Source organism: Arthrobacter sp. B1I2, from assembly GCF_030816485.1.
In the GTDB taxonomy this organism is placed as follows: Bacteria; Actinomycetota; Actinomycetes; order Actinomycetales; family Micrococcaceae; genus Arthrobacter.
In genome coordinates, this window is sequence record NZ_JAUSYC010000001.1 from 4,187,366 (window position 1) to 4,213,014 (window position 25,649).

The following is a 25,649-nucleotide window of genomic DNA, read 5'->3' on the forward strand; positions in this document are numbered from 1 at the left end:
TGCCCGAGCTTCAGGCCTTTGCATGGGTCGGGGACAAGCGCTTCCGCCCCTCTCGGTAGGCCTGCAGCGGACGGCTAAGGAGGAGTCAACTTGATGCATGGACACTTGGCCAGCATTTCGTTGGTGAATGGCCGACGCACGCCTTGCAGGGTGCCAGCGCGTTGCAAACGGAGGTTTCACCCTTCCCCCATACAATGCAATGGCAAGTACGTGCGTGATCGATTGAACGCTGCACGGTAGTTGGGGGCGCCCGGATCGGCCAAAGCGCGGTCGGCCTAAGACAGAGCACCCCCCTGCCCGCAGCAAGGGAAGTGGGAGAAGTGGCCAGCAACAACAACGCCAACCTGGTATGGAGCATCGCGAATATTCTGCGAGGAACCTACAAACCAGCCCAGTACGGCTCGGTGATCCTCCCCTTCACCATCCTCCGCCGCCTCGACTGCGTGCTCGAAGAGACCAAGGACGCCGTTTTGGCGGAGCAGGAGGCCAAGAAGGACCTGAACATCCCGCTGGACACCTTCCTGCAGAAGGCTTCGGGCCACAGCTTCTTCAACACCTCCAAGTTCAACTTCGCCAAGCTCTTGGATGACCCCACGAACATCAAGGCGAACATCCTAAATTACGTCCAGGGCTTCTCGGAGAACACCCGGGACATCTTCGAACGCTTCGAGTTCTACAAAACGCTCGAGAAGCTGGACAGCTCGGACCTGCTCTACCACGTCACCAAGGACTTCGCCGCGATCGACCTCCACCCGGAGACCATTAGCAACATCGAGATGGGCCTCATGTTCGAGGAGCTCATTCGGCGCTTCGCCGAAGCCTCCAATGAAACCGCCGGCGAGCACTTCACCCCGCGCGAGGTCATCCAGCTCATGGTCCAGCTCCTGCTGAACTACGACGACGAAGTCCTCACCAAGGAGGGCATCGTCCGGTCCATCTACGACCCCACGGCCGGAACGGGCGGCATGCTCACCGTCGCCCAGGAACACCTCCACGCCCTGAACCCGAGCGCCTCGCTCGTCGCGTACGGCCAGGAAATTAACGACGAATCCTACGCCATCTGCAAGTCCGACCTGCTGATAAAGGGCCAGGACATCTCCAAAATCTCAGTTGGCGACACCCTCGCAAACGATCAGAACATCGGCCAGCAGTTCGACTTCATGCTCTCCAACCCGCCCTTCGGCGTGGAATGGAAAAAGATACAGCCCCAAATCCAGAAGGAACACGAACTCCACGGCTTCGACGGCCGCTTCGGCCCCGGTCTCCCTCGGGTCAGCGACGGTTCCCTGCTGTTCCTACTGCACCTAGTCCGCAAGATGCGCCCTGCGCACGACGGCGGCTCCCGCATCGGCATCGTCCTAAACGGCTCCCCACTCTTCACCGGCGGCGCTGGTTCCGGCGAGTCCGAAATCCGGAAGTACCTGATCGAAAACGATTTCGTAGAGGCCATCATCGCGCTGCCCACGGACATGTTTTACAACACCGGCATCGCTACCTACATCTGGATCCTCTCCAACAGCAAGAAGCAGAAGCATCCGGAGCGCGTAGGCAAGATTCAGCTCATCAATGGTGTTGACTTCTACCAGAAGATGCGCAAAAGCCTCGGATCGAAGCGCAAGGAACTGGGCCCGAAGGACATCACGAGCATCGTTCAGCTCTATGGCTCCTTCGAGGACGACGGCGAGACCTCCAAGATCTTCAACAACCAAGACTTCGGCTACTACGCCATCACGGTCGAGCGTCCACTCAAGCTCAACTTCGCGTTCACTCCGGAGCGCATTGAGGCCGTGCTGACGCAGAAAACTATTGAAAAGCTGTCCGACGACGACCGGCAGCTTCTGGAGAAGGCCCTCCTCTCTGCAATGGTTGAGCCGGCCGAAATCTACAAGAACCGCGAAGCTTTCCTCCGCGTGTTGAAGCCGGCCGCCACTCAGGTGGGCCTGAAAATCACGGCACCGGTTCTGAAGGCCATTATCGCCGGCCTCTCTGAACGGGATGAGACTGCTGACACCTGCAAGGGGCCGAAGGGAACCCCCGAAACCGATACGGACCTGCGAGACACCGAAAACATACCCCTGGGCGAGGACATCCAGGACTACTTCGCGCGCGAAGTCCTCCCCCACGTCCCCGACGCCTGGATCGACCAATCCAAGACAAGGGTTGGCTACGAAATCCCCTTCACGCGGCACTTCTACACATACGTCGCGCCCAGGTCTTTGGAGGAGATCGACACCGACCTCAACAAGCTCATCTCCGAAATCACGGCGCTGCTGGCCGAGGTGGAAAGATGACCGGGCTCAAGCCTCACCCCGAATACAAGGCTTCGGGCGTCGATTGGCTGGGCGATGTTCCTGCGCACTGGGAGATGGTCAAGCTGAAGCACGGTTTTGACTTGCAGAAGAGACCCCCACTCAAAACTTCCGGGATTGTCACGGCCTTCCGGGATGGTCAAGTAACACTGCGGGCAAACCGAAGGATAGACGGCTACACGGAGGGCGACAAGCAGATCGGCTATCAGGCCATTCACCCCGGAGACCTTGTCATCCACGCAATGGACGCCTTTGCCGGGGCAATCGGGGTCTCGGACTCGCTTGGACAGTCGACTCCGGTATATTCGGTCTGCACTGCAAAGCCCGGGTTCAACGCCCACTTCTACGCTCTAGCGCTGCGGCACATCGCATTGACAGGGTACATAAGTTCGCTTGCGAAGGGTGTCCGCGAGAGGTCTACCGACTTTCGATGGGCGGACGCAAAAGAGCTGCCCGTGCCACGGCCTCCATTCGAGGAGCAGAACAATATCGTGTTGTTCCTTGCCCGCGAAACCGCCCAGATCGATGACCTGATCGGCAAGCAGGAGCGGCTTATCGAACTGCTCACCGAAAAGCGCCAGGCCGTCATCGCCCATGCCGTCACCAAAGGCCTCGACCCAACGGCCCCCACCAGGCCGTCCGGCATCCCATGGCTAGGCAACGTCCCGAGCCACTGGGAGGTCAAGGCCATGCGCTATATATGCAAGATAGGCACCGGCGCCCGAGACACGGTCAATGCCGAACCGGACGGACAGTTTCCGTTCTTCGTTCGATCACAGACCGTGGAACGAATCGGAACTTCCTCATTCAATTGCGAGGCGGTCCTGACAGCCGGAGACGGAGCCGGCGTTGGAAAAGTCTTTCACCACTTTGAAGGACAGTTTGACGCGCACCAGCGGGTGTACGTGATGCGTGATTTTGAGCAAGTCTCGGGCAAGTTTTTCTACTATTTTTTCTCAACTCTTTTTGCCAAGGTGGCGTTGGACGGCTCCGCAAAATCAACCGTCGATTCTTTGCGCAGACCAATACTTGCCGACTTTGAATTCACCATTCCCCCGTTTGCAGAGCAGGAAGACATTGTGGCGTACGTCGACCGCAAGGTCAGCGCTTATGCGCGCTTGGAGTCTACCGCGGCGGGGTGCATTGAACTTCTGAAGGAAAGGCGCACAGCCCTCATCTCAGCTGCCGTGACTGGCAAAATCAAAGTAGATGCGTAGGAGACTCTTGATGCCTGATACCACGTTGAGTCCCGCCGTCCGGCAAAAGTGCCTGTTGCTGTTGGCCTACGATCTGGTTAACGGAGAACCGGAACTTGTCGTCGATTCTGATCGATTCAAGAATCAGGCCTGGGACAGGTTCGGAGTCACCACCCGCGTCCAACGACAGGACTTGTTGGCCCTGTCGAGGCAGCGCCTGGTCCGAATCGCCGGCTCAGCTTTCGGCCGCCCTGACATTGCGATCACGCAGCGCGGCATCGAGGCGGCTCAGGAATTCCAGATAGATCAGCGTCGTGAGCCAAAGAGATTCCAGGCTGCCTGCAACGATTTGCTGGACTGGCTCTACGTGGAGCCCACTGCCAAAGCACAAGGTATCGAAATCGATGAGTTCTTGGCGGAGTCAGTTGGGCATCTCGGGCTCAAGTACTCCGCTCCAGAGGTCCATGATGCCTTGAACTGGCTCGTGGTCGAGGGATTTGTGGCTGAGGGCTCCAAGCCGTCTCTCAAAAGGTTGACGCGCCAGGGTTTCGATTCCATCGAATCCGGAATAAGTGTCAACGAATACTTCGCTGCCGTGCGTGCCGACCGCGCCACGTACCCAAGCTGACGCGGAGCTTGGAATTGAATTCACGCCCGCAAACAATCCAGATATTCCTCCCACAGGGAGATCCCTCCGGCATTCGCCAAGCCGAAATTACGACCCGTACGGTGCGAGTTTTTGAGGTCCCCCGGACCCAGGTGGGCGCTTTCCTGCAGACGCCTGAAGCAAATCAAGTGGGCTTGTATTTTTTGTTTGGCAGCCAGGATGAGAATACTCCTGAATGCTATGTTGGGCAGAGCGGTAATGTTGGCCGCCGGCTCGGTCAACACGTCGCGGCCAAGGACTTCTGGGAGCGCGCTTTTGTCGCCGTCTCTTTGACCAATTCCTGGACTGACACTCACGTGGGCTTCATGGAATGGAAAGCCATCCAGACTGCGGCGCTGAGCGGCCGCTACGCGCTGCTCAACGCCAACTCTGCTTCCAATCGCCATACTCCGCTCCCCCTCGAGACTGACTGTCACGAGTACTTGGAGACTATTTCCATTCTCCTCGCGACGCTGGGAAGGCCTGTGCTTCAGCCGCTCAAACGTGCCTCGGCCATCCCTGGCGTTAACCAGGAAGCCCAACAGCCGATGGATGTTCCGGCGACTTCGACAACATCCGGAGAGCGAACGTCGGAACTTCGCCTTCAGCTTCGGCAACGGGGTTGCGTCGCCGAAGGCGTCCTAAGTTCCGAAGGCCTCATAGTACTGGGTGGCAGTCAAGGCAACGCGGTTGGTCGACCCGGAATCCCGGCAGGAATCGAGCGCATCCGGGAAAGGCTTCTAAGTCAGGGAATCGCTTCCATAGTTGACGGCATTTTTGTCATGAACCGCGATCACCTCTTCAGCTCCCCGAGTTATGCCGCGGGCGCCCTCGTAGGCAGCGCCCAGAATGGACGGACCGCTTGGAGAGATGCTACGGGGAGAACGCTAAAGGAAATCGAGGAGCTGCAATTTGTCGAGACCAGAGAGGCCACGGACTGACCTATGGCACAGCACAATGAAGTGACGTTCGAAGATGAAATCTGCCTAGCCCTCGCGGCGCAGGGGTGGATTTATGAACCGCATCGAGCGGCAGGCGAGCTCTATGATGCCACTCGGGCCCTCGTCCCCGAGGATGTCCTCGCGTGGCTAGAGGACACGCAGCCGGAGCAACTGGCCAAGGTCTTGAAGCCTGCGGACTCCCCTGCCGAACACGAGATCGCTAAGCGGCTGCTTCTTGACCGGCTCTGCAAGGTCCTTGATAAGCCGGCCGCCAAGGAAGCGGGCATGCTCTCGGTCCTGCGCACCGGGTTCAAGGACGTCGCAGCGAAGTTCGAGATGTGCCAGTTCAAACCCGCCATGGGCCTCAACCCGGAGACCCTCGACCGCTACGGCAAGGTGCGCCTCCGGGTGATCCGGCAGGTCCACTACTCCACCGTTGACACCATGAAGAGCATCGACCTGGTGCTGTTCGTGAACGGCCTGCCGGTGGCGACCATCGAGCTCAAGACGGACTTCACGCAGAACATCAATGACGCCGTCGAGCAGTACCGCAAGGACCGGCTGCCCCGCAACGGCAAGAACAAAGACGAGCCGCTCCTGTCCTTCGGGCGCCGCGCACTGGTGCACTTCGCCGTCAGCAACGATGAGATCCAGATGACTACCGAGCTGAAGGGCAAGGACACCCATTTCCTGCCCTTTAACCTGGGCAATGACGGCCGCGCCGGAAACCCAGTCAACCCGAAGGGTTCGGCCACGAGCTACCTGTGGGAACAGGTGCTGCAGCGCGACTCCTGGCTGAACATTATCGGCAAGTTCCTGCACCTGCAGATTAGCGACAAAACCAACCCCGTCACCGGGGAACGTGAAGTCCGCAAATCCTTGCTTTTCCCGCGGTACCACCAGTGGGACGTCGTCAACAAGCTCATCGAGACTGCCCGCGCCGAAGGCCCGGGCCACCGCTACCTGGTACAGCACTCCGCCGGCTCCGGCAAGACTAACTCCATCGCCTGGACCGCTCACCAGCTCAGCTCTCTCCACGGAGCCGGCAACGAGAAGAACTTCGACTCCGTGATCGTCGTGACTGACCGGACCGTGCTGGACGCCCAGCTGCAGGACGCGATCTACCAGATCGAGCACAAGTCCGGCGTCGTGGTTCCCATCCGCGGCAACGCCGGCTCCAAGTCCGCCGAACTCACCGCCGCACTGGTGGCGCGGACGCCGATCATCATCGTCACCATCCAGACCTTCCCCTTCGCACTGAAGGCCATCGCCGAATCGCAGGCGCTCACGGGCCGGAACTTCGCCATCATCGCGGACGAGGCTCACTCCTCACAGACCGGCTCCACGGCGAACAAGCTGAAGAAGGTGCTCTCCGCAGAGGAACTGGCGGACGTCAACGACGGCGGCGAGTTCGACGTCGAGGCCTATCTGGCCGCCGAGATGGCCGAACGGGCCGATGCCAAAAACATCAGCTACTTCGCGTTCACCGCCACCCCCAAGGCCAAAACCCTAGAGTTGTTCGGCCGCAAGGGTCCGGACGGGCTGCCGCAGGCGTTCCACTTGTATTCCATGCAGCAGGCAATCGAGGAGCGGTTCATCCTGGACGTCCTGCAGAACTACACCAGCTACAAGGTGGCCTACCGGCTGACCCACGAGGGCCGGGACTACGACTCAGACGACTCCCAAGTGGAGAAGTCTGAGGCGCTGAAGTCCCTGATGAACTGGGTGAAACTGCACCCCTACAACATCAGCCAGAAGGTCCAGGTGATCGTGGAGCACTTCCGCGCCAACGTCGCCTGGCGCCTCGACGGCAAGGCAAAGGCCATGGTAGTCACTGGCTCCCGCAAGGAAGCGGTCCGCTACAAACTCGCTATCGACAAATACATCCACGACGCCGGCTACTCCAACCTGGGCACCATGGTCGCCTTCTCCGGCGAAGTGAACGACGACGAATCCGGCCCCGAGGCGTTCACCGAGCTCAACATGAACCCCGGACTCAAGGGGCGCACGCTCCCGGAAGCCTTCTCCACGGACGAGTACAAGATCATGCTGGTGGCCAACAAGTTCCAGACCGGCTTCGACCAGCCACTGCTCGTCGCCATGTACGTAGACAAAAAGCTCTCCGGGGTCTCCGCCGTGCAGACGCTGTCCCGGCTCAACCGCACCGCCGTGGGCAAGGACCAGACCTTTGTGCTGGACTTCGTCAACGATCCGGACGAAATCCTTGCTTCCTTCCAGCCGTACTTCCGTGAGGCCGCGCTGGACGGCGTCTCCGATCCTAATGTGGTGCACGATCTCCAAGCCAAGCTCGACGCCGCGCAGATCTACCTTGAGTCCGAGGTGGACGGACTGGTTAGGTCCTATGTACTGGAGGAAGGCAACAACGCACTCTCCGGCTGGGTTGCACCGGCGAAGTCGCGCTTCAACACCCGGTACAACACGGCAGTGGCTGAGGGAGACAAGACCGCCCAGGACGAGTTGGACCTATTCCGGAAGGATCTCGGTTCATTTGTGCGGGCCTACGACTTTCTCTCGCAAATCGTCGACTTCGCCGACACTGATCTCGAGAAACGCTCGATTTACTACAAGCATCTTTTGCCGGTCCTGCGCGTAAACGACGCGAAGGTGGCGCTTGACCTTTCCGGCGTGGTGCTCGCTAAATACGCCCTCAAGGACAAAGGGCAGGCCCAACTGCAGCTCTCAGGCGAGGATGCGCTACTCACGCCTCCGACCGACGTCGGCACCGGGCAGGCGAAGGACCCGGTTCTGGCGACGTGGGAGGAAATCATCCAGCAGGCCAACCTGCCATTCGAAGGCGAGGAACTGGACGCCGTGGCGCACTTTGTGGAAGGTGTGCGACGGGAGTTGGTGAAGAACGAGACGCTGCAAAAACAGGCAAAGAACAACACACGAAGCCATTTCAACTCCAGTCCTGAACTCCACGGGGCAGTGAGCACAGCAGTCATCAACTCGATGGAAAGCCACCGTAACTTGAGCATCCAAGCGTTGGGCGACAAGACCAAGATGCGGGCCTTGCTCAAAATGTTGAGCGAGCTGGTTTACGAGGACATGCGGTCATGACCACGGGATGGGAATGGGTTGAGATCGGCGCACAGTTCGCGACCATCGTGACTGCGTTGGCGGTGTTCCTTGCTCTGCTGCAGTTGACTCACGGTCGCACGGCAAAGCACCGCGACTTCGAAAACCTCTATGTACAGCGCTACTGGAATTTGATGGACCGGTTCGAAGGAAATCCCTGGACGGCGACGTCGGTCGATGACCTTGTTGAAAGCGACAGATCCAGGGTCTCGGCCTACCTCCAGCTGTGTGAGGATGAACTCGATCTGCGACGCAATGGCTTCATTTCAACGAAGACGTGGGGAATTTGGGTCGACGGCATGAAGAGTCAGTGCGCTCGCCCGGCTTACAAAGACGCCTTGAACGTGATGGAACCGGCCGAGCTCCCTGCGCTGCGCGACTTTCTCGACAACGGAAACGATGACCCCTTGAAGATGAACTGGTTCGTGAAGTGGTGGACGGGTATCGGCAACACTGGCCGAGAACCAGCCACAAGGCGATCAATTGCGGCCGAAGAAGAACGGGAAGCGGCCAGATCCTAATTCGTCGCCGGGTTGAGAACGCGCAGGTTTCGTGGCCTCACCTTCCCTATGTTGACACCCGCAATCGTGACCGGAAACGCCTGCCTATCGAAGAGCCGCGTTGCTTTCACTGGAGGGTCGGCATTGCCTCAACACCAAGGATTCGCTCAAAAATGTCGCAGCTTCTCCCGCACTAAGTCCCCGTGCCCTAATGTGCATAGTGGGGGGACAAGTCGTGGTCGCGAACGGCCCTCCAACGCCAACCGTTCGCCAACTAAGCAGAAGTGAGTCCACGCACCCTATGGCTTCCCTCATCTCCTGGCTCGATGCATCAACCGAGGAAAACTCGAAGATGCGCGAGCTCGTCAAGCTGTTCGGCACGCCGGAAACCACCGACGACCTCGGCATGGGCCAGCTCCGGGACGTGATCAGCAACAGCCTGTTTCCCGGCACTTCCGTCCTGCACCTCGGCGCGCGCTACATGCTGCTTGTCCCCTGGGCCTACCAAACCGCTCACCGCGGCACCAGAAACCCTGATGACGTTCGGAAGCGGTCCGAGGAATCAGAGCGGCAGTTGATCGGCCGGTTCAAGGAACTGGGCGTGGAGAGTTTCATCGGCCGCGATGCGGGCAAAAACGTGCAGCAGCTTCCCTCTGCGGCTTACTGGTCGGCGCTTCGCCGATACGGGATCGTGAACCCAGAAACAGATCGCGCCGCCGTCGCGCAACTCATATGCGCCGAGACCCCTTCCCCTGAGGAAGGCGAAAACGCCTACTACATCTGGGATCCAAGCCTGCCAAAACCTCCGGAAGGCTTTCCGCAGTCCGATGAGAACGGGCTGACGCTGTCCCACGATGAGGCCCGTTGGCTCCAGGAGCGGATCCTCACCACTTGCCAAGGCACCTTGCTGGCACACGTCGTTGGCTCCGCGACCAGTCCCGAACCAAAGTCGTGGGCACCTTGGGTTGACCCTGCGTGCCGCAGTGCGGAGGGCGAACCGGCGCAATGGCTCAAAGATGCTGAAGCATTCTCTTTCATTCACAACGGCGCCACCATCCTCTATCAGCACCTTATTGCGGAACTATCAGGCCAGACCTTCTCCAATGAGGCAAACCCCCTGGAGTCAACACAGAAACTACTCGGGGGATGGGAAGAACGCCGCGACAGCAAGCGCGGACTCCTCGCCAACTGGGACATCGAGGATTACCTCGGCCGTGCCAAAACCCTGAACAAGGGCATTAACAGCAACACTGCGGACTTCGCTCGGGCCATGCTCGCCGCCGCCGTCAGCGCAGAAAAGCTGATCGACAACGCAGACTTCCGCGCCGCGGTCGAAACCCGGGAGAAGCTGATGAAGAAGTCCAACTCACGCTTCCGCAACGAACGCCGGCTCCGCGCATGGCAACCCTCAACCCAAGTTGCGTCGCTGACCTTCCGCTGGACCCAAGTCCGCCGCAACGTACTGGATATTCATGCCGGGCTGGCCCGGGAAGGACAGGCCAATGCTTAATCCAGCAAACAGGCAGGCACTCACCCAACAACTGCGCCCGCCAGCCGGATTCCGGCTCGTCCATGCCGTGGGCACCACCTTCACGCTGGACATGACCAGCGCGCTGTCGGTACCGCTAAGCTTCGTCGCCGGTTCCGGAGAAGAATTCACCAACCCGGTGGCGGTTCTCAGTGCCCTGCGTAAAGTCTCCGACCGCGTAGACATCTTCTGCCAGGCCGGTCACATCAAGGCGCCTTCGGACGCCTCCGACCTGCTCGCACTGCTGGAACCCATGGTCCACCAGGTCAGCGTCAAGCGCGGATTGTTCCACCCCAAAGTCTGGCTCCTTGAATTCGAGAACGACGACGAGCGCCGCTACCGCTTCCTGTGCAGCAGCCGCAACCTCACCACCGACGCCAGCTGGGACCTCCTCGTCCGGCTGGACGGTCAGCCAGTACGGGACAGCGAGGACGCGGGTCCCGACAGCGGGCCCCTGGCACGCTTCATCGCCGGGCTTCCCAGCCTCTGCACGGTAAAGCCCGACGCCGACCGGCTGGCCAGGGTGCGCGGCCTCGCCTCCCGCCTGGCGAATGTCCGCTGGGACCTGCCCGAGGACATCCAGCGTCTGGCGTTCCGTCCAATGGGCATGGGAGAAGACTTCGAACAGGGCTCGATTGTGGCCCACCTCCGAGACCCAGAGAACTTCATTGCGCTGAACAACAAAACGGGGAACGCAGCCTTCCTGGGACGCGACAAGCTGGTCATCTCGCCATTTTTGGACGACCGGCTGATCGGCCGGCTGCAGGACCGCTGGACAGAGAACCTCTACGTCTACTCGCGAGGCGACCAGCTGGACCTGCTCAACGAGAAGACCGTGGCGGACACCCGGACGTCCTTTCACGCGTTTGACGAGCTCGGCATCCCGGAGTCGGCGGACTCTGGCTTGAGCGAGATGGCCGAGTCCGGGAGTCAGAAGCTTGCCGATGATCTGACCGGCCTGCACGCCAAGGCGTACTTCTGCGACTACGACCACTTCACCTATGCACTCTTGGGTTCCGCTAACGCCACTGAGGCGGGTTTCACCAAGAACGTTGAATTCCTGCTGGAGATGCGCGGAGCCAAGAAGCGCCTGGGCGTGCAGCGAATCAGGGAAAGCATGAAGGACGTTCCCTTCGCGGTTTATGACGGCACGGGCGGCCAAACCCGTTCGGAGGAAGACAAGGCAGCCTTCTGGCTGGAGAACGCCCTGCGGGAGGCCGCAGCGCACCGGTTCCTCCTCGACGCCGTCCCCGACGACGGACCCAAGAACGCCTTCACAGTGACCGTCTCACATGACTGGTCACCGAAGCCTGAGTTCACCGCGACGCTGAGGCTCCTCTCCCTCCCCCACCCGAGCGCCGTCGTCGAACCTTCCTCTGGGCCGCACGGCCATTCCTTCCACGACATACCGCTCGCAGACGTGACCCCTTACCTGGTGCTCACGCTCGAGGACCAGGAAGCTCGACTGTCCAAGAGCACAGTGATCCAGGGCAGCCTGCGGACCGACCCGGCGGGGCGGCTGGACGAGATCGTTGCGCGCCAGCTGGACGATCCGCAGAAGCTCCGCCAGTTCCTGCTGCTGTTCCTCACGCCCGAGGATGCTCTGCCTGGGTCGGGAACCGGCGCCGGATGGTTCGCGAGTTCCGGATTCGGGGACGGATCTATCGCCGGCCTTTTCGAGGCGATGGTGGGAGCTATGGCGGGCCCGGACGCTTTGTCCGTGTTTCCGGACCTGAAGGTCGTCATGGACCGGCTGCTCGCCCTTCGCGGCGATGATCCGGAGATTCAACAGCTGCACGCACTGTGGACGGCGGCCACGGACGCACTAGACATCGGGGAACTTCATGGGGTTTGACGCAGCGCCTGCACTGGACGGCCTCCGCGGCTTCCAGCGCCGGACAGTGGAACACGTCTTCAAGCGCCTGTACCTGGACGACCAGCCGGCGGACCGCTTCCTTGTGGCCGACGAGACCGGCCTGGGCAAGAGCATGGTGGCCCGCGGCGTCATCGCGAAGGCCATTGAGCGGCTCGACCAGCGGGACTCCGGTGTGGACCGAATCGACGTCGTCTACGTTTGTTCCAACGCAGACCTGGCTAAGCAGAATCTCAGCCGGCTGAACGTCACGGGCCAGAAGGACATCATCGAGTCTGGACGGCTTACACTGCTGCCCACCGAGTTAGCCAAGCTCAATGCCCCGGCGGCGCCCGGGACCCGCAAGCGCGTCAACTTCATTTCGCTGACACCGGGTACTTCGTTCAACGTGGGAGGCGCCACGGGGCAGGCACGGGAACGTGCCGTGCTCTTCCGCATCCTGGCGCAACTCGGAGTCATTAGCGAGGAGCAGCATTCCGACACCGTTGAGCTTCTTCGCGCTGGCTCCTCCACCGAGCGATTCGCTCGCCGCGTGCAATACATGCACGAGCAATTCCCGGGTGGCTTTTCCGTAGCGGTAAGGAACCGTTTCCGGACTATTGCCCACCAGAGCGGCAATCTACCCGCGTTCCGCAAAGCCCTCCGTGATGCTTCGCGCGAAGGAGCTAATGCTGTTCGGCCCCGCATGAGCGCCATTATCGGTGGCCTACGGGGAGACCTCGCCCAGGCAGGCCTGGATTGCCTGGAACCGGACCTGATCATTCTCGATGAGTTCCAGCGCTTCCGCGATTTGCTCTACTCCCCCGGCAACGCGCTGGACGAGGGGGATGCCGCCGCAGAGCTCGCCCGGCAATTCCTCAATTACAAGGGGGCCAAGCTCATCCTGCTCTCGGCTACGCCTTATAAGGCGCACACGGCTGCGAACGACGCCGACGGCGACGATCACGCCGCGGACTTCCGGCAGCTGCTGCGGTTCCTGAGCAGCGAGCGTTCCGGGTATATGGAAAGCCTCGAGGCGGATCTGGACGACCGGCGGACGCAGCTGCTCAAGCAGGTACCGGACGATGCGCTGACCGAACGGATCGAAGCCCGGCTGAAGATGTTTATGGCCCGAACGGAGCGCCCGCAGCTGGGCAAGGACGACATGCTGTCCGTGATCGAGATGGCGCCTACCGATGTCCGGGCTACTGACCTTGCGAGCTACAAGTCTCTCTCCGGATTGTTCCGCGCCACCCGCACGGGCAATCCCATGGAGTATTGGAAGTCCGTGCCGATGTTCGCCCACTTCCTCACGGACTACAAGGTGGGCAGGATGCTGGACGGGCGGATCCAATGCGACCGCGAAGCCGTTGACCCGGTGCTGCCGGCGCTGACCACGATCGACGCGGATGCCTACCGCCGCTTTGGCGCGGTGGAAACCGACAACGCGAAGTTCAGGGCCGTGCGGGACCACACCGTTGGGCAAGGCTGGTGGAAGCTGCTGTGGATGCCGCCGTCGTTCCCCTACGTTGAGCCTTCCGGGGCTTTCGCCGGAGTTGGAGCTGCCGTCACCAAGCAGCTGGTCTTCTCCGCGTGGAACGCCGCTCCGACGGCGATCACCACGATGCTCTCCTACGAGGCTGAACGGCAAATTCTTGAGGGGTCTCCGCTGCATGGAGAGAACACCGCTGATGCCCGCAAGCGTTTCCGTGGTCGTCTGCGGTTCCGTGTCCGCGAAGGCGAACCGCAGGCTATGTCCACCTTGGCGTTGTTCATTCCCCATGCTGCCCTTGCCTTGGTTGGTGATCCATTAGAGAGCGCGTCCATGAGTGGCTTTGCGGTGCCCGCCGACGTTGTACGGGATGCTGCGGCCACCGCCGGCGACACCATAGTGGGCGGCACGGCCGTCGACCCTGCAAGCCGCCTCGGCGCATGGGCTTCCTATTTCGCAGTTCCGGGCGCTCTGCCGGACGAGTGGAAGAATGATGCCAAGCTGGCGATGCGGGAGCTCAGGCAGCTGGACGAATTCACCCAGCAGCAAGGTAAGGCCAGCGAGGGCGGGGAAGCCGACCACGAAGGCGGTTCCGAGGCCGGGCTCTACCTTGCCCACGTTGACCGGATGCTAGAGGCGGCTGCCGGTGAGCCAGCTTGGGAGGGCGGGATTGAAGACCTGGCCGTCAATTCTCCGGCTAACTGTGTTTATAGGGCCCTGCGGCGCATTGTTCCTGATGACTTCGACGGTGCCGAGCTGTGGAAGGCGGCCGTTTTCGCTGCGACAGGTCTCCGCACGCTGTTCAACCGCCTTGATGTAACCGAGCTGCTGGACAAGCTCCATGCTGAGGGGGACTACTGGCAGAAGGTCCTGCGCTACTGCGAAGCAGGTAACCTCCAAGCCGTGCTGGACGAGTACGTCTTCCAGCTCCGCAGCCAGCAGGGCCCGGAGACTATCGACCAGGATCAGCTGTGGGCGCTGGCAGGCGACATCAGGCGGGCACTGTCCCTGAAGCCGGCGCAGATGCTCGCCAAGTACCCGGACGGCTCTGAGGAGGATCTCCGGATGGGTGTTCGCTTCGCCGTGAGGTACAGCAACGCCAAGACGGACGACGGCGACAGCAACCGTATGCCCGACGTTCGGCGAGCGTTCAACAGCCCGTTCTGGCCGTTCGTCTTAGCCTCCACGTCAGTGGGGCAAGAGGGCATCGATTTCCATTGGTGGGCGCATTCGGTGATCCATTGGAACGTGCCTGGCAATCCGGTTGACTTCGAGCAGCGGGAGGGCCGGGTGCACCGATACTTGGGGCATGCGGTGCGGAAGAACGTTGCTGCTGCCCATGGTGCCGCGGTAATGAAGCCTGGGGTGACGGACCCATGGGGAACATTATTCGGAGTCGCAGCGGCCGACATCGCTGCTCAACCTGAGACAGCCAGCACTGAGTTTGCTCCTCATTGGATTCATCCTGGAGCTCACAAAATTGAGCGCCGGTTGCTGGATCACCCGCTGAGCCGGGATGTGCCGCGGACCAAGCACATGCTCGATGGGCTGGCGAAGTATCGGCTGACTCTTGGACAGGCTCGGCAGGACGATCTGCTGGGGCTCATCAAGGACGGGGCCGAGTTGAAACCACTGAACTTGCGGCCGTAGAACGTCACAAAGCTGCCGGTGACCAGGCGGAAGAACTGATGAAAGTGTCATGCCGCCTACTTGACTCGACAAGCATTTAGAATTCAGCTAACGAATTGTCAGACCCCTGATTCAAAGTTGTCTCAGGAAGTCTCTGCTACAACTGGGGGAAGTTATCAATCAGGATATGTGCGGATACCATCCGCAAATTTCGGACCTTGTCCAGCTCGGCTCTTCTTGGGGCCGGGTACTCCAGGTGGGCCCGTCACAGGATCTTGAAGTCGACGCGGAAACCCGCGTACTGGCTCGGCCGGACGAGGATCCGCAGCTTCCGCCGGGTATATATTGGGCAAGGGTTGACGGCGTCACCGATGCTCTTGTGCTTCACGGAAGCGACGATTTGAGCACGCTGCCAATGCCCGCCAAACAGACATCATTGGACGAGGCAGCCGAGGATGACCTCGGGCCCGCAGGACTCAACTGGTTGGATCACTGGTGGCCGGAGGGCCTGAACGTCCCAGCCCCGTCCTTCTCACTCAGAGACCTGGCCGTAGCCCGCTCGACGGGGCGGGATGCCACGATCATGAAGCGCAGACTGGACCGCACCGTGTGGACCTACTACGTGCGGACTGACGGCAAACATCAATGGGTGTCCGAGAGCGACCTCGAGCCTATTCCTGACCTCGTTGGTGAAGCAGAGTGGGTATCCGCCGAGCCGTCGCCGGCCGCTAGCTTTTCCGCGATGCTTACGCGGGCAAAACTGAACCGTGGCGTAACAGACGCTTTGTTCTCCTACGGAGTTTCCAAGACCAACATTTTGCCGTACCAGTTCAAGCCCGTTCTCAAATACCTCGATTCCGCTACCGAGCGTATGCTGATCGCCGACGAAGTGGGCCTCGGCAAGACAATTGAAGCCGGACTACTGTGGACCGAAATGGCGGCCAGAGGCCAGGCCGACCGTGTCATGATCGTGTGCCCCTCAGCTCTTGTTGAAAAGTGGCGGGGCGAAATGCAAAATCGCTTCGGCTTTGAGTTGCAGCGATGTACCTCTGCGGACCTCTCCAACATCGTAGAACGTCTTCGAAACGGAACGCTTCCCAGCCGTTTCGCCTACGTTGTCTCGCTGCAAACGTTCCGGAGCTTCAAAGACCTGGACGAGCTGGACGGCCTGAACTTTGGTCTGGACCTCTGCATCGTCGATGAAGCCCACCAGATGCGCAATTCAATAACCTCAAGCCACAAACTTGGACTGCTACTGCGAGATTTTTCGGCGTCGATGATCCTGCTTAGTGCCACTCCACTCAACCTTGGCAACTCCGATCTGCTGTCACTGATGCAGCTGCTCATGCCCGGAGAGGTGGAGACAGTTCAAGATCTTGAGGCCAGGCTTGACCACCATGAACCGCTTCAGCTGCTCCGCCGCAGCGCAACAGATCCATCAGTTACTAACGCGCAGCGTCGTTTATGGCTAGGACGCATTGCCAGATCCAGCATGGGCGCGGCGTTGCGGCAACGCGCGGCGTTCAGCAAACTCGAGGAACTTCTCGACGGCGAAGGTTTCGCCCCTGAAAAGGTTCCGGCTCTGCGCGAAGCCTGCTCTCAGCTCCATGGGCTCTCCGCAGTCATTACTCGAACAAAGAAGTCTGAGGTTAGAGAGTCGACGACGGTTCGTCATGCCACAAATGCACCGGTCGTATGGACAGAAGCAGAGCGCGACTTCTATAAGGCCTACTACGAGTGGCTACGTCAAGTTTCCATACAACTTCAGCTCCCGACCGGATTCGCTCTTCAGATGCCTCTCAGGCTCGCGGGAAGTTGCCTGCCGGAAGCCGCGCGAAGCGTTCTTCGCCGCGGGCTCGATGAGTCTGACGGTGACGGTAGTGGCAGCGTACCCAGGAAGACTTCAATTCTCCAGCAAGAGACTCCTCCTCTTGAGGTTATCGAGCTAGCACGCAAGCTGGGGTCTAGTGACTCAAAGTTTGACGCACTCATTGACGCCCTGAACTCCGCCGAGATGAAAGGCCGGCAGGCCCTCCTCTTCACCTTCTCAAGGGATACCCTTGCGTACCTCCGGAGGAGGCTATCCCCACTCCTGAAGGTTGCGGAGCTTCACGGCGGTGTGTCTGTCGAAGATCGAGAGACGATAATGCGTCAATTCCGTGCCGGAAAATTCGACCTTGTGATCGCCACCCGCGTAGCAAGCGAGGGTCTGGACTTCGAGTTTTGTTCGCTCGTTATTAACTACGATCTCCCATGGAATCCCATGGAAGTCGAGCAGCGCATCGGCCGCATCGACCGACTTGGGCAAACCGCGGAAAAAGTCCTCATTCTCAACTTCTCCACGCCTGAAACCATCGAAACGAGGATTCTCGAGCGCCTGTATGAACGGCTCGGAGTTTTCGAGCACTCAATTGGAGAGCTGGAGCCCATCTTGGCTGAAAGCTTCGATCAAATCCAAGACATCGTTCTCGACTTCAAATTGAGTACGAGCGAGCAACAGGCAAAACTCAACAAAGCCTTAGCCGCCGTGGAGCAGAACCAGTCTGACTCGCGTGAGCTGGACTCTGCCGCATCGAAGCTTCAAGCCGAAGACCAATTCGGCATAGAAGCGGTAGAAAAGCGTGTGGCTCGCGGTCGCTACCTTGGCCAGAACGAGCTGGCGACTTTGGTCGCCGATTGGGCTCGGATTAGAGGGGGAAAGGCGGACATCACTCGCGATGCCGAAGAACTGCGAGTTTCCCTGAACGACGACATGCTTCATCGCATGGTCGAGTGGCGCCGCGACAATGGCCAGACTTCGTCTGAGATCACTCGTGTGGAAAGTGCAGCGCGAGCGAAGCGGCCCGTCGTTCTGTCCCTCAACCCGGAGACGGCGCGACTCGAGGGTGGATCTTTGCTTAACGGCCACCACCCACTGGTTCAGATGGCCGCCCACGATTATCAGGACCACCACGTTTCACGTTTTTCCATTCTCCAGGCTGACGCCACGGTCGATTGCCGGCCTGGCACCTATCTGGTGGCATTTGCCGCAGCGGAATGGCGCGGGCTTCGCCCAACGAGCGAGCTCTGGACGGCCTCGATAAATCTCGACACCGGTGAGCACATGGACGATTCAGTGGGCGGACTGTTGTTCTCTGCCTTGGCTCAAGGCAGTCTTCGTGAAGGTGCAACGGTTTTGCACTCGCGCGCGAGTGAGGCCGCAATCGAGGCGATGGAACTTCTACGAGATAGACGCTATGAGAGCGAGGCCGTTCGGAAGAAGGAGAACGAAGCTCTCGTCTTAGAGCGGGAAATGCGAGCGAAGCAGGTTTACGAAAACCACCGGAAATCGGTCCTGAACCGTATGTACCTGGCCCCGAGCATGAGGAAGGCTTTCCAGGGCCAGCTCACTCGAGGGGAAAACCGTTTCAACGATGACATGGCGCGAATCAGCACCAGCCGGCAGACGAGCCTTCCCCTGCAGGAACTCGCCATTGCCCAATTTGAGGTGATCTGATTTTGGACAAGAAGTCACAAGTTCTCGCTTACGAGAACGCAGTCAACACCCGGTACATGAAAAGTGCCGAGTCCAAGCTGGAATACCGCGTGGCGGGGAGCTCCAAGGCTAAGCGTGAGGTCGCACCATTGTCGGGACGTGTGTCCGTTGAGGGCGCGGTTAAGGGCACCGTTGAGGACTACTACATTGGCCCGCGCCACATGGAAACAGACGGCCTATTCGTCATCAGCTGGGCGGCACCCGCCGCTGAGATGTTCTTCGGAAAAAGCAAACGCTGGAACAACCAAAAAATTAGGGCTCGGCGTCGTTTTTCCAAGCGTGTGGTGCGTCTGACTGACTATGCGGACGACTGGGTAGTTCGCCCAGACGGTGACCCGTTCGCAGTCGCGCAGAACCGCCCGAAGCCACCGGCACCAACTGCACCTGCCGGCGGCAATTCGTGGCTGTCGAAAGCACGCACTGACAAGAGTCGCAATCCCAAGGCTGGTCCGACGCCTGTGATACCTGATCTGCCTACTTGGGCGCCTTCTGTGGGCGGCGATCTTTTCTCGGATCTCAGCGCTGCCTCAGAGTTAATCCCCTCAACGACTGAGGATCTGCTCCGAGCGACGCTGGCCGCACCGCGAACGGGTGGCCTTGAAGCGGTCCTCTCTACACTTCAGCCCGAGCAGTACAGTCTGGTCACGGCAGATCCAGTGGGCTCGCTGGTGGTGCAGGGGCATGCAGGTACTGGAAAGACGATCATCGCAACGCACAGAGCAGCCTGGCTGCTCGATGCTGAGCGGGGTAGCGCCTTGAAGGACGTGCTGCTGGTGGGCCCTACAGAGGCATGGGAAGAACACATATCGCTTGCAGTAGCTGACCTCCACTACGGCGAGGGAACCGTCAATATCTCTTCCATTCAGCGGGTATTAGCGGGTCTGTTGGGAATAGACCTCACCGGGCGCGACGACTCACGGTCTACGGACCCAATCTCACCGCCGAAAGGTGCTGAACTCACGATTGCAGATCTCGTGACTGCCTATAAGTCCGACCGGCGAGGCGGCAGCGTTCGCGCGGCATACGAGGCGATCCTGACACTGGAAACCCACAAGGCCCCTGCCAGATCGAGGGACTTTTACATGTGGAGGGGCACGCTCCCCCGCACTTATGACACTGCCCGTTCCAAGCCCGCTCTTTGGCCGCTCCTCGCATATCTAAAAGTCCTGATCGATCCACCGCAGCGACACTCCCACGTCATTGTGGACGAGGCTCAGGACCTTTCGATGCTGGAATGGCAGACGCTGATGCACCTGAACGCAGGCACGTGGAGCCTTGTCGGCGACATGAACCAGAGGCATTCTCCCCGAACATTCAAGAAGTGGAAGGACCTATACAAAGACCTTCCGAGTACTCGCTGGTCCGAGCATGTAATCAATAACGGCTTCCGGACAACCCAGTCGATTTCTGATTTTGCTGCTTCGCTGTTGCCAATCACTCAGCGGAGGCGTGGTGCTTCGCCTCTCGGCGAGGGCAAGCCGCCGCTGGTAATCAGCGTGGCCGAGCGGCGGCGGACAATGGAATCATTGACAGTCGATGAATGCATCCGCCTGTCAGCAGCCCATCCGGAAGGAACTGTAGCTGTCATCACGCCCAACCTCGATGGGGTGGCTGCAGCGGCCCGGCTGGCAGGCTGGAAAGCTGACGGACGGCATGCCTACGTGACGGGTGAACGTCAGCGTTTCCAGCTTCTCGTGCCAGAGGAGGCTCGCGGGCTCGAATTCGACGCGGTCGTCGTAATGGAGCCCGCGGCCTTCCGTGCTAGCTCCGGGACTAACGGCCGGCTCTATACGTCGCTCACGCGGGCCAACTTGGAGCTCGTCGTTGTGCACGACAAGCCCCTCCCGGCGGCTCTCGCCCGTGCGGCCAAGAAGCTGCAGGCCCTCAGCTAATTTCTCGGCACCGCCCAGACGTCATTCCCGGTGGGGGGACGGCCCATCTGCTGTAGAAACGAGAGAAACGTCAGACTGCTCCCTTTGGCGCGGCTTCGTAAGAAAGTGCATCCAGCCTGCAGGATTTTTCGAGGTCGCCTTGCAGCCGGTAGAGGCCTGTCCCTTTTGGAGATCCGAATCCGAAAAGTCGGTAGAGGTGGTAATGCTCGGGGGAGGCCCTGGAGACGCGGACCTCGCCTCGGGTGACGAAAAAAGGAACATCGATCGCATACTTGGTGGTCTTGACCTCAATCCATTTTTCTCTGCCCGCGGGGTCAAAGGAAAGGACGTCATATCCGAGCCCGTCCCCCTTCGTCTGAGCTACGTGTTCAACTCGGTCAGCCAACTTCGTCCGGCCGATACTGTGGAGAAAAGACTGCTCGCGCCTCGCCACGGCCAGCTCGCCCGCCAAGCCAAGCGAACGATTGGCCGCTTCCAATGCAAGGTAATCGCGCTTAAAGGGTCGCGCCATTTTCTGGCCATGGAGGAGATCCGTGATTATCTCGGGCGGTCGATTGGCCTCTCGCACGATGTCAACGGGTCCAAGCGGCGCATCGTCGAAGAGGGCAGTTTCGAGAATGGCATCGAGGGACTTGCGTCGGGTCAATTCCCCAAGGACGGATTCCACCAGGCTTCGCTGATAGTTGGGCAGCGGGGCCAGCCCGCGCAAGTGCGGGTAACCCAGAGCAACGAGTACGGCACTGATATTGCTCATTTTGCGTTCTATCGAATTCACATTCCGCGAAGTGAAGCGCGCTGACATTTCTCGATATATAACGGCTTTCACAAAAGTCTGGCCCTGGACATCCATCACGAGCATGTCGAAATACTTACTGACGGTGGCAATAACTTCTTCCTCAGTCCACGGTTTTCCCGTCTCCCCCATAACCATGGGGTCAGGATATAGCACCCGCCCTCTTCAAACAGGGCCCTCATGGTAATCAACGACGGCCTGGACAATGCGGACCGAACCTCTGTCAAGAAACCGGCGCAACCTGCCAGTACCTGGTGGAGCCGGAGCTAGGGCACGCCTTACAGCTTCGGACCCTACTTCGCTTTCATAGAGTCTCCTGGTGCCGCGCAGTGTCGTTCCATAAACTGGGGTGGTCGCGCATCCCCCAGCCGCGAATCAACTGGGGCCGATATTCCACTCGAACATGCCGCAGTCGTTCCGCATCATTGCGCCACCGCCGCTGCGGTCGCATACACGTCTGCCGGCATTGGCCGGTGCAGTTTCCACGTGATCGCGATCGGCTTCTCCCCCGAATGCTGGACGTAGTCGACCTGGCCTAGGCACGTGTACGGAACTGTCAGTCCGGTCTCGTCGTCCGCCGTGTCCCTCGTGAAGATCAAAACCTTCGAACCGTGCGAGAGCCGATCCAGGTATCGGCGTCCCGTCGGGCTCTTAGGTGACGTCGCGTTCTGCGATTCCCAATGAAACAGCTCGGGACTGATGGCATAGTCCTTGTACATCGTCGTAGCCGAGTGCTTTTTGTCGTCCTTGTTTAGCGTGACAAAGAAGGCGTCTGTGAAAGTCGCCGGACACCAGGCAACGCCCTCGCGGTGCTGAACGTTCTTCCCCTGCTCCAGCGAACCGTATTGCAGCGCCGCCAGGACCTCCTCCCGCCGGTAGGTGGCATGCGAGAGCAACGGGATGTGCTGCAGTCCTGCACCGAGGCCCTTGGCTGCATGTTTGGACGCGGCAACGCCGAGCTTTACGATCTGCTGAATTTCGCGGCACACAAACTGGTAGCCGCGCAGATGGTCCAGTCCGCCGTCGTACGTTGTAAACCCGCCCCCGTCGTCCCACAGCGTGTAGAAAAGCATGCGTGCGAATGCCTGCTCGCGCATGCCAAGCTCCGCGTAGCGGGGCGCGTCTGGAGCAACCAGCATGGAATAGGCAGCGGCACGTTCCGGATCGTCCACGTGAATCAGCGCGGCCATGCGGCCCAGCAGCTTCTTTTCCTCCGCGCCCGACAGCTCCTCGATCTTCCCGCGGAGCACGGTCTCCAGGGGCGAGTACCCCTCGATCAACCCTGCCTGGCGGAGGTAGCCGGTCCACGAGTCCCTGGTGGAACGGTAGATCGTCTTCACGTCGTTCCCCGACCGCTCCAGATAGGCCTCCAGCTCGGTCTCGGCGTACGAGGCAACATCCCGGACCAGCTGTGCCCGGTTGAACCGGAGCTGTGCCTTAAAGTTGTCCAGCACCACCTTCTGTGCCACCCGGTCCAGCACGATCTGGGAGCCGGACGGCAGGTATGGGAACTCATCCTCGACAGCCTTCTCCAGCTCCTTGCGCCCGTAGCCGGTCAGTGCCCGGTAGCGCAGATCAAAGCGGAACTCACGGTGCTGCTGGCCGATGAAGTCCAGGACCGTCAGCACCGCTTTGCCCTCGGCACGGCGCAGCCCGCGTCCCAGCTGCTGGAGGAAGATCGTGGCACTCTGCGTGGGCCGGAGCAGCAGGATGGTGTCCACCTGCGGAAGGTCCAGGCCCTCATTGAATAGGTCGACGGCGAAGATGCAGTTGATCTCCCGCCGGCGGAGGCGCTCTAGCGCCGCTGCGCGCTCGGCATCGTCTGTGCTGCCATCGACGGCTACGGAAGCGATGCCCGCCCGGTTGAACACTTCGGCCATGTAGTGGGCGTGCTGGACCGAGACGCAAAAGCCGATGGCCCGCATCTGGTCCGTGCTGGTGACCTTGTCGCGGAGTTCGCGGATTACCTTGGCGGCGCGGGCGTCGTTGCCGGTGTAGAGGGCGCTCAGCTGGGCGGTGTCGTAGTTACCGCGCTTCCATTCCAATTGGGTGAGGTCGACGTCATCGGAGACGCCGAAGTAGTGGAACGGCACCAGCAGGTCGGCATCGAGTGCGTCCCAGAGCCTGAGCTCGCTGGCGGTGCGGCCGTCGAAGAACTGCTTGGCGACATCGACGCCGTCGCCGCGCTCCGGTGTCGCTGTTAACCCAAGGAGCTGCTGCGGTTGGAGGTGATCCAGCAGGCGACGGTAAGTGGGCGCCATGGCATGATGGAACTCATCGATGACGACGACATCAAAAAAGCCCGGTTCCAGTTGCTCGATGCCGAGGGAAGACAGCGACTGGACGGACGCGAAGATATGCTTCCACTCCTGCGGCTTGTGCTCGCCCACGTACAGCTCACCGAAGGCGCCATCCTGCATGACATCGCGGTAAGTGCGCATCGCCTGCTTCAGGATTTCCTGCCGGTGGGCGACGAAGAGCAGCTTCAGCTCGCGGCCGGCTGCTTCGGACAGGCGTTTGTAGTCCAGGGCCGCAACGACTGTTTTGCCGGTGCCGGTAGCCGCGACCAGGAGGTTGTGGTTGAAACCCTTGATGCGCTCCGCTTCCAGGTCCTCCAGCATCTCCTCCTGGTGGAGGAACGGCTGAACCTCAAGCCCCGTGATGCCGTCCGGGGCCGCGGTGCGGCGTCCGCCGTTGCGTTCCAGTGCGGCGTCCAGCTTCTCGCCATCGCGCTCCGGGTCGTAGCTTTGAAAGGCGCGCTGCTCCCAGTAGCTGTCGAAAGTGACCTCGAATTTCTGCAGGAGCGCCGGCGTGGCTACCGAGCTGAGCCGGACGTTCCACTCCAGCCCATCCAGCAGTGCAGCTTGGCTCAGGTTGGAGCTGCCGACGTATGCGGTGTCGAAACCGCTGTTACGGCGGAACAGCCAGGCTTTGGCATGCAGTCGGGTTGCCTGCGTTTCGTAATTGATCTTCACCTCGGCGCCATGGCGGGTGACGAGCTCGTCGATGGCGCGTCGCTCGGTGGCGCCCATGTATGTAGTGGTCAGGACTCTCAGGCGGGCTCCCCGCTCCTTGAGCTGCTCTAGGGCTGGCTCGAGCAGGCGGAGGCCCGTCCATCGGACAAAGGCGCAGAGCAGATCCACAGTGTCGGCGGACTCGATCTCGGCCCGGAGCTCCGCGGCGAGATTCGGTTCGTCCTTGCTGTTGGTAAGGAGTGCGGAATCGCTCAGCTTGGTGCTGGGCCGGCGAAGTTGGCGGCGCTTTAGGGTGTCCGGGCGGTGGAGGGACTGGAGTTGGGTAGGGCCGTCTGCGATTCGGTCTTGGATGTTCAGTTCCTGGAGGAGCTTATTCGCGAGGGCCACGCGGTCTGTTGGCTTGGCTGCGGCCAGGACCCGCCGGACGGCATCTGCCACGTGGCGGCCGAGGATGTCCGGGGAGTCTTCGTCTTCGATCTCTGCGAAAACTGGCTGAATTTCTGCCCCGCTCTTCAGCAGATTGCCGAGGGCGTCCGTATTTAGCAGTTCGTACAAGCCCTCAGGCAGCTGCTCAGCCGCCCCTCCCCCAAAGGAATTAGTCACTTCGCCAGGGTATTTGCTAGATGACTGAACGCCTAACCTAGGCTCAACGAAAAATGTATCCCTATGCTTGCCCTATGCCAGCTGGAGACTTTGAGAACGCGTTTATGGAAGCCGCACGCCGCGAAGGTGTGGAATTGGTTCGGTACAAGAAACCCTGGCTCAATCAGAGGGGGCACTTCGATTTACCCCATCGAGCTTCCGCCGTGACAGATCCGCTGAATTCCATCTTCTTGTCTCTCGGAGGTCAGTCCGCTGAACAAGCGGCAAAACGGACAACCGCACTGCCTGGAGACTTCATTCACCTCGAGACTGAAACGATCATTGAGATCGATGAAGTGCAGCACTTCACCAGCTTCCGGCTGCAATCATTCGAGTTCTATGCACGGGATTCTCCTTTGGGTTTTGAACCCGACGAATATCGGGACCTCTGCCGCCGGTTCGCTCCGAAAGCCGACACGTACCGGCAATCGAAGGCCGCAGCGGCGTTCGGCCCTGGTGGCCGGCAGCGACAGCGCGCGTACTATGACGCGCTGCGAGATTTGGCGGTGCCGGCTATGGGACTCCCGCCACTTATCCGTGTACCGGCACCGGACGGCAACGGGAGAACAGCGTTCGAGCGAAACCGCGAGCGAATACTGCGTACCTTATCGTAGCCGGCG

General features: G+C 60.3%; 15 protein-coding genes. 12 read left to right on the plus strand and 3 right to left on the minus strand.

Going from position 1 to position 25,649, the window contains the following annotated elements; genetic code table 11:
- Positions 1–320: 320 nt before the first annotated feature.
- From QFZ57_RS19400 to QFZ57_RS19440, 9 genes are all read left to right on the plus strand, one after another.
- Complete coding sequence (locus QFZ57_RS19400; RefSeq protein ID WP_306901398.1) at positions 321–2,291, plus strand: type I restriction-modification system subunit M; 1,971 nt, start codon at positions 321–323, stop codon at positions 2,289–2,291.
- The gene (locus tag QFZ57_RS19405) at positions 2,288–3,526 is read left to right on the plus strand and encodes a restriction endonuclease subunit S (protein ID WP_306901399.1); all 1,239 of its coding nucleotides are present in this window, start codon (positions 2,288–2,290) and stop codon (positions 3,524–3,526) included. The genes QFZ57_RS19400 and QFZ57_RS19405 overlap by 4 nt, the downstream gene beginning before the upstream one ends.
- Before the next feature lie 10 nt (positions 3,527–3,536).
- Entirely contained in the window at positions 3,537–4,133 is a 597-nt protein-coding gene (locus QFZ57_RS19410; protein WP_306901400.1) for a hypothetical protein, read from the plus strand.
- Positions 4,134–4,141: 8 nt separating this feature from the next.
- A complete protein-coding gene (locus QFZ57_RS19415) occupies positions 4,142–5,092 on the plus strand; it encodes a GIY-YIG nuclease family protein (protein WP_306901401.1) in 951 nt (316 codons plus the stop codon).
- 3 nt (positions 5,093–5,095) lie between these two features.
- Positions 5,096–8,173 carry a type I restriction endonuclease subunit R gene (locus QFZ57_RS19420; RefSeq protein ID WP_306901402.1) on the plus strand — a complete coding sequence of 1,026 codons (3,078 nt, stop codon included), beginning with the start codon at positions 5,096–5,098 and terminating at the stop codon, positions 8,171–8,173.
- Complete coding sequence (locus QFZ57_RS19425) at positions 8,170–8,712, plus strand: hypothetical protein (protein WP_306901403.1); 543 nt, start codon at positions 8,170–8,172, stop codon at positions 8,710–8,712. The genes QFZ57_RS19420 and QFZ57_RS19425 overlap by 4 nt, the downstream gene beginning before the upstream one ends.
- Before the next feature lie 214 nt (positions 8,713–8,926).
- Positions 8,927–10,201 carry a DUF6361 family protein gene (locus tag QFZ57_RS19430; RefSeq protein ID WP_306901404.1) on the plus strand — a complete coding sequence of 425 codons (1,275 nt, stop codon included), beginning with the start codon at positions 8,927–8,929 and terminating at the stop codon, positions 10,199–10,201.
- The gene (locus QFZ57_RS19435) at positions 10,194–12,074 is read left to right on the plus strand and encodes a phospholipase D family protein (RefSeq protein ID WP_306901405.1); all 1,881 of its coding nucleotides are present in this window, start codon (positions 10,194–10,196) and stop codon (positions 12,072–12,074) included. The genes QFZ57_RS19430 and QFZ57_RS19435 overlap by 8 nt, the downstream gene beginning before the upstream one ends.
- Positions 12,064–15,213 (plus strand): helicase C-terminal domain-containing protein, encoded by a 3,150-nt coding sequence (locus QFZ57_RS19440; RefSeq protein ID WP_306901406.1) that lies wholly within the window; start codon positions 12,064–12,066, stop codon positions 15,211–15,213. Before QFZ57_RS19435 ends, QFZ57_RS19440 begins: the two co-directional genes overlap by 11 nt.
- A gap of 244 nt (positions 15,214–15,457) precedes the next feature.
- Here the strand turns inward: QFZ57_RS19440 and QFZ57_RS19445 are convergent, their stop codons facing one another.
- Positions 15,458–15,580 carry a hypothetical protein gene (locus QFZ57_RS19445; RefSeq protein WP_306901407.1) on the minus strand — a complete coding sequence of 41 codons (123 nt, stop codon included), beginning with the start codon at positions 15,578–15,580 and terminating at the stop codon, positions 15,458–15,460.
- Positions 15,581–15,592: 12 nt separating this feature from the next.
- Here QFZ57_RS19445 and QFZ57_RS19450 point away from each other — a divergent pair, with 12 nt between their 5' ends.
- Together QFZ57_RS19450 and QFZ57_RS19455 are read left to right on the plus strand one after the other, a co-directional pair.
- Positions 15,593–18,688, plus strand: coding sequence for a helicase-related protein (locus tag QFZ57_RS19450; RefSeq protein ID WP_306901408.1), 3,096 nt, complete (start codon positions 15,593–15,595; stop codon positions 18,686–18,688).
- A gap of 2 nt (positions 18,689–18,690) precedes the next feature.
- Positions 18,691–20,619, plus strand: coding sequence for an AAA family ATPase (locus QFZ57_RS19455; protein WP_306901409.1), 1,929 nt, complete (start codon positions 18,691–18,693; stop codon positions 20,617–20,619).
- Between the two features lie 70 nt (positions 20,620–20,689).
- On the opposite strand, the gene QFZ57_RS19460 is transcribed toward QFZ57_RS19455, so the two are convergent.
- A complete protein-coding gene (locus QFZ57_RS19460) occupies positions 20,690–21,550 on the minus strand; it encodes a DUF3883 domain-containing protein (protein WP_306901410.1) in 861 nt (286 codons plus the stop codon).
- Positions 21,551–21,834: 284 nt separating this feature from the next.
- Positions 21,835–24,990, minus strand: coding sequence for a DUF3427 domain-containing protein (locus QFZ57_RS19465; RefSeq protein ID WP_306901411.1), 3,156 nt, complete (start codon positions 24,988–24,990; stop codon positions 21,835–21,837).
- 74 nt (positions 24,991–25,064) lie between these two features.
- Here QFZ57_RS19465 and QFZ57_RS19470 point away from each other — a divergent pair, with 74 nt between their 5' ends.
- Positions 25,065–25,643 (plus strand): DUF7255 family protein, encoded by a 579-nt coding sequence (locus tag QFZ57_RS19470; RefSeq protein WP_306901412.1) that lies wholly within the window; start codon positions 25,065–25,067, stop codon positions 25,641–25,643.
- The last annotated feature ends 6 nt before the right edge of the window (positions 25,644–25,649 follow it).

Bases quoted from the DNA above. Each gene is read 5' to 3' on its own strand.
- QFZ57_RS19405 (WP_306901399.1), top strand. From the start codon at position 2,288: ATGACCGGGCTCAAGCCTCACCCCGAATACAAGGCTTCGGGCGTCGAT.
- QFZ57_RS19410 (WP_306901400.1), top strand. From the start codon at position 3,537: ATGCCTGATACCACGTTGAGTCCCGCCGTCCGGCAAAAGTGCCTGTTG.
- QFZ57_RS19420 (WP_306901402.1), top strand. From the start codon at position 5,096: ATGGCACAGCACAATGAAGTGACGTTCGAAGATGAAATCTGCCTAGCC.
- QFZ57_RS19425 (WP_306901403.1), top strand. From the start codon at position 8,170: ATGACCACGGGATGGGAATGGGTTGAGATCGGCGCACAGTTCGCGACC.
- QFZ57_RS19435 (WP_306901405.1), top strand. From the start codon at position 10,194: ATGCTTAATCCAGCAAACAGGCAGGCACTCACCCAACAACTGCGCCCG.
- QFZ57_RS19440 (WP_306901406.1), top strand. From the start codon at position 12,064: ATGGGGTTTGACGCAGCGCCTGCACTGGACGGCCTCCGCGGCTTCCAG.
- QFZ57_RS19460 (WP_306901410.1), bottom strand. From the start codon at position 21,550: ATGGTTATGGGGGAGACGGGAAAACCGTGGACTGAGGAAGAAGTTATT.
- QFZ57_RS19470 (WP_306901412.1), top strand. From the start codon at position 25,065: ATGCCAGCTGGAGACTTTGAGAACGCGTTTATGGAAGCCGCACGCCGC.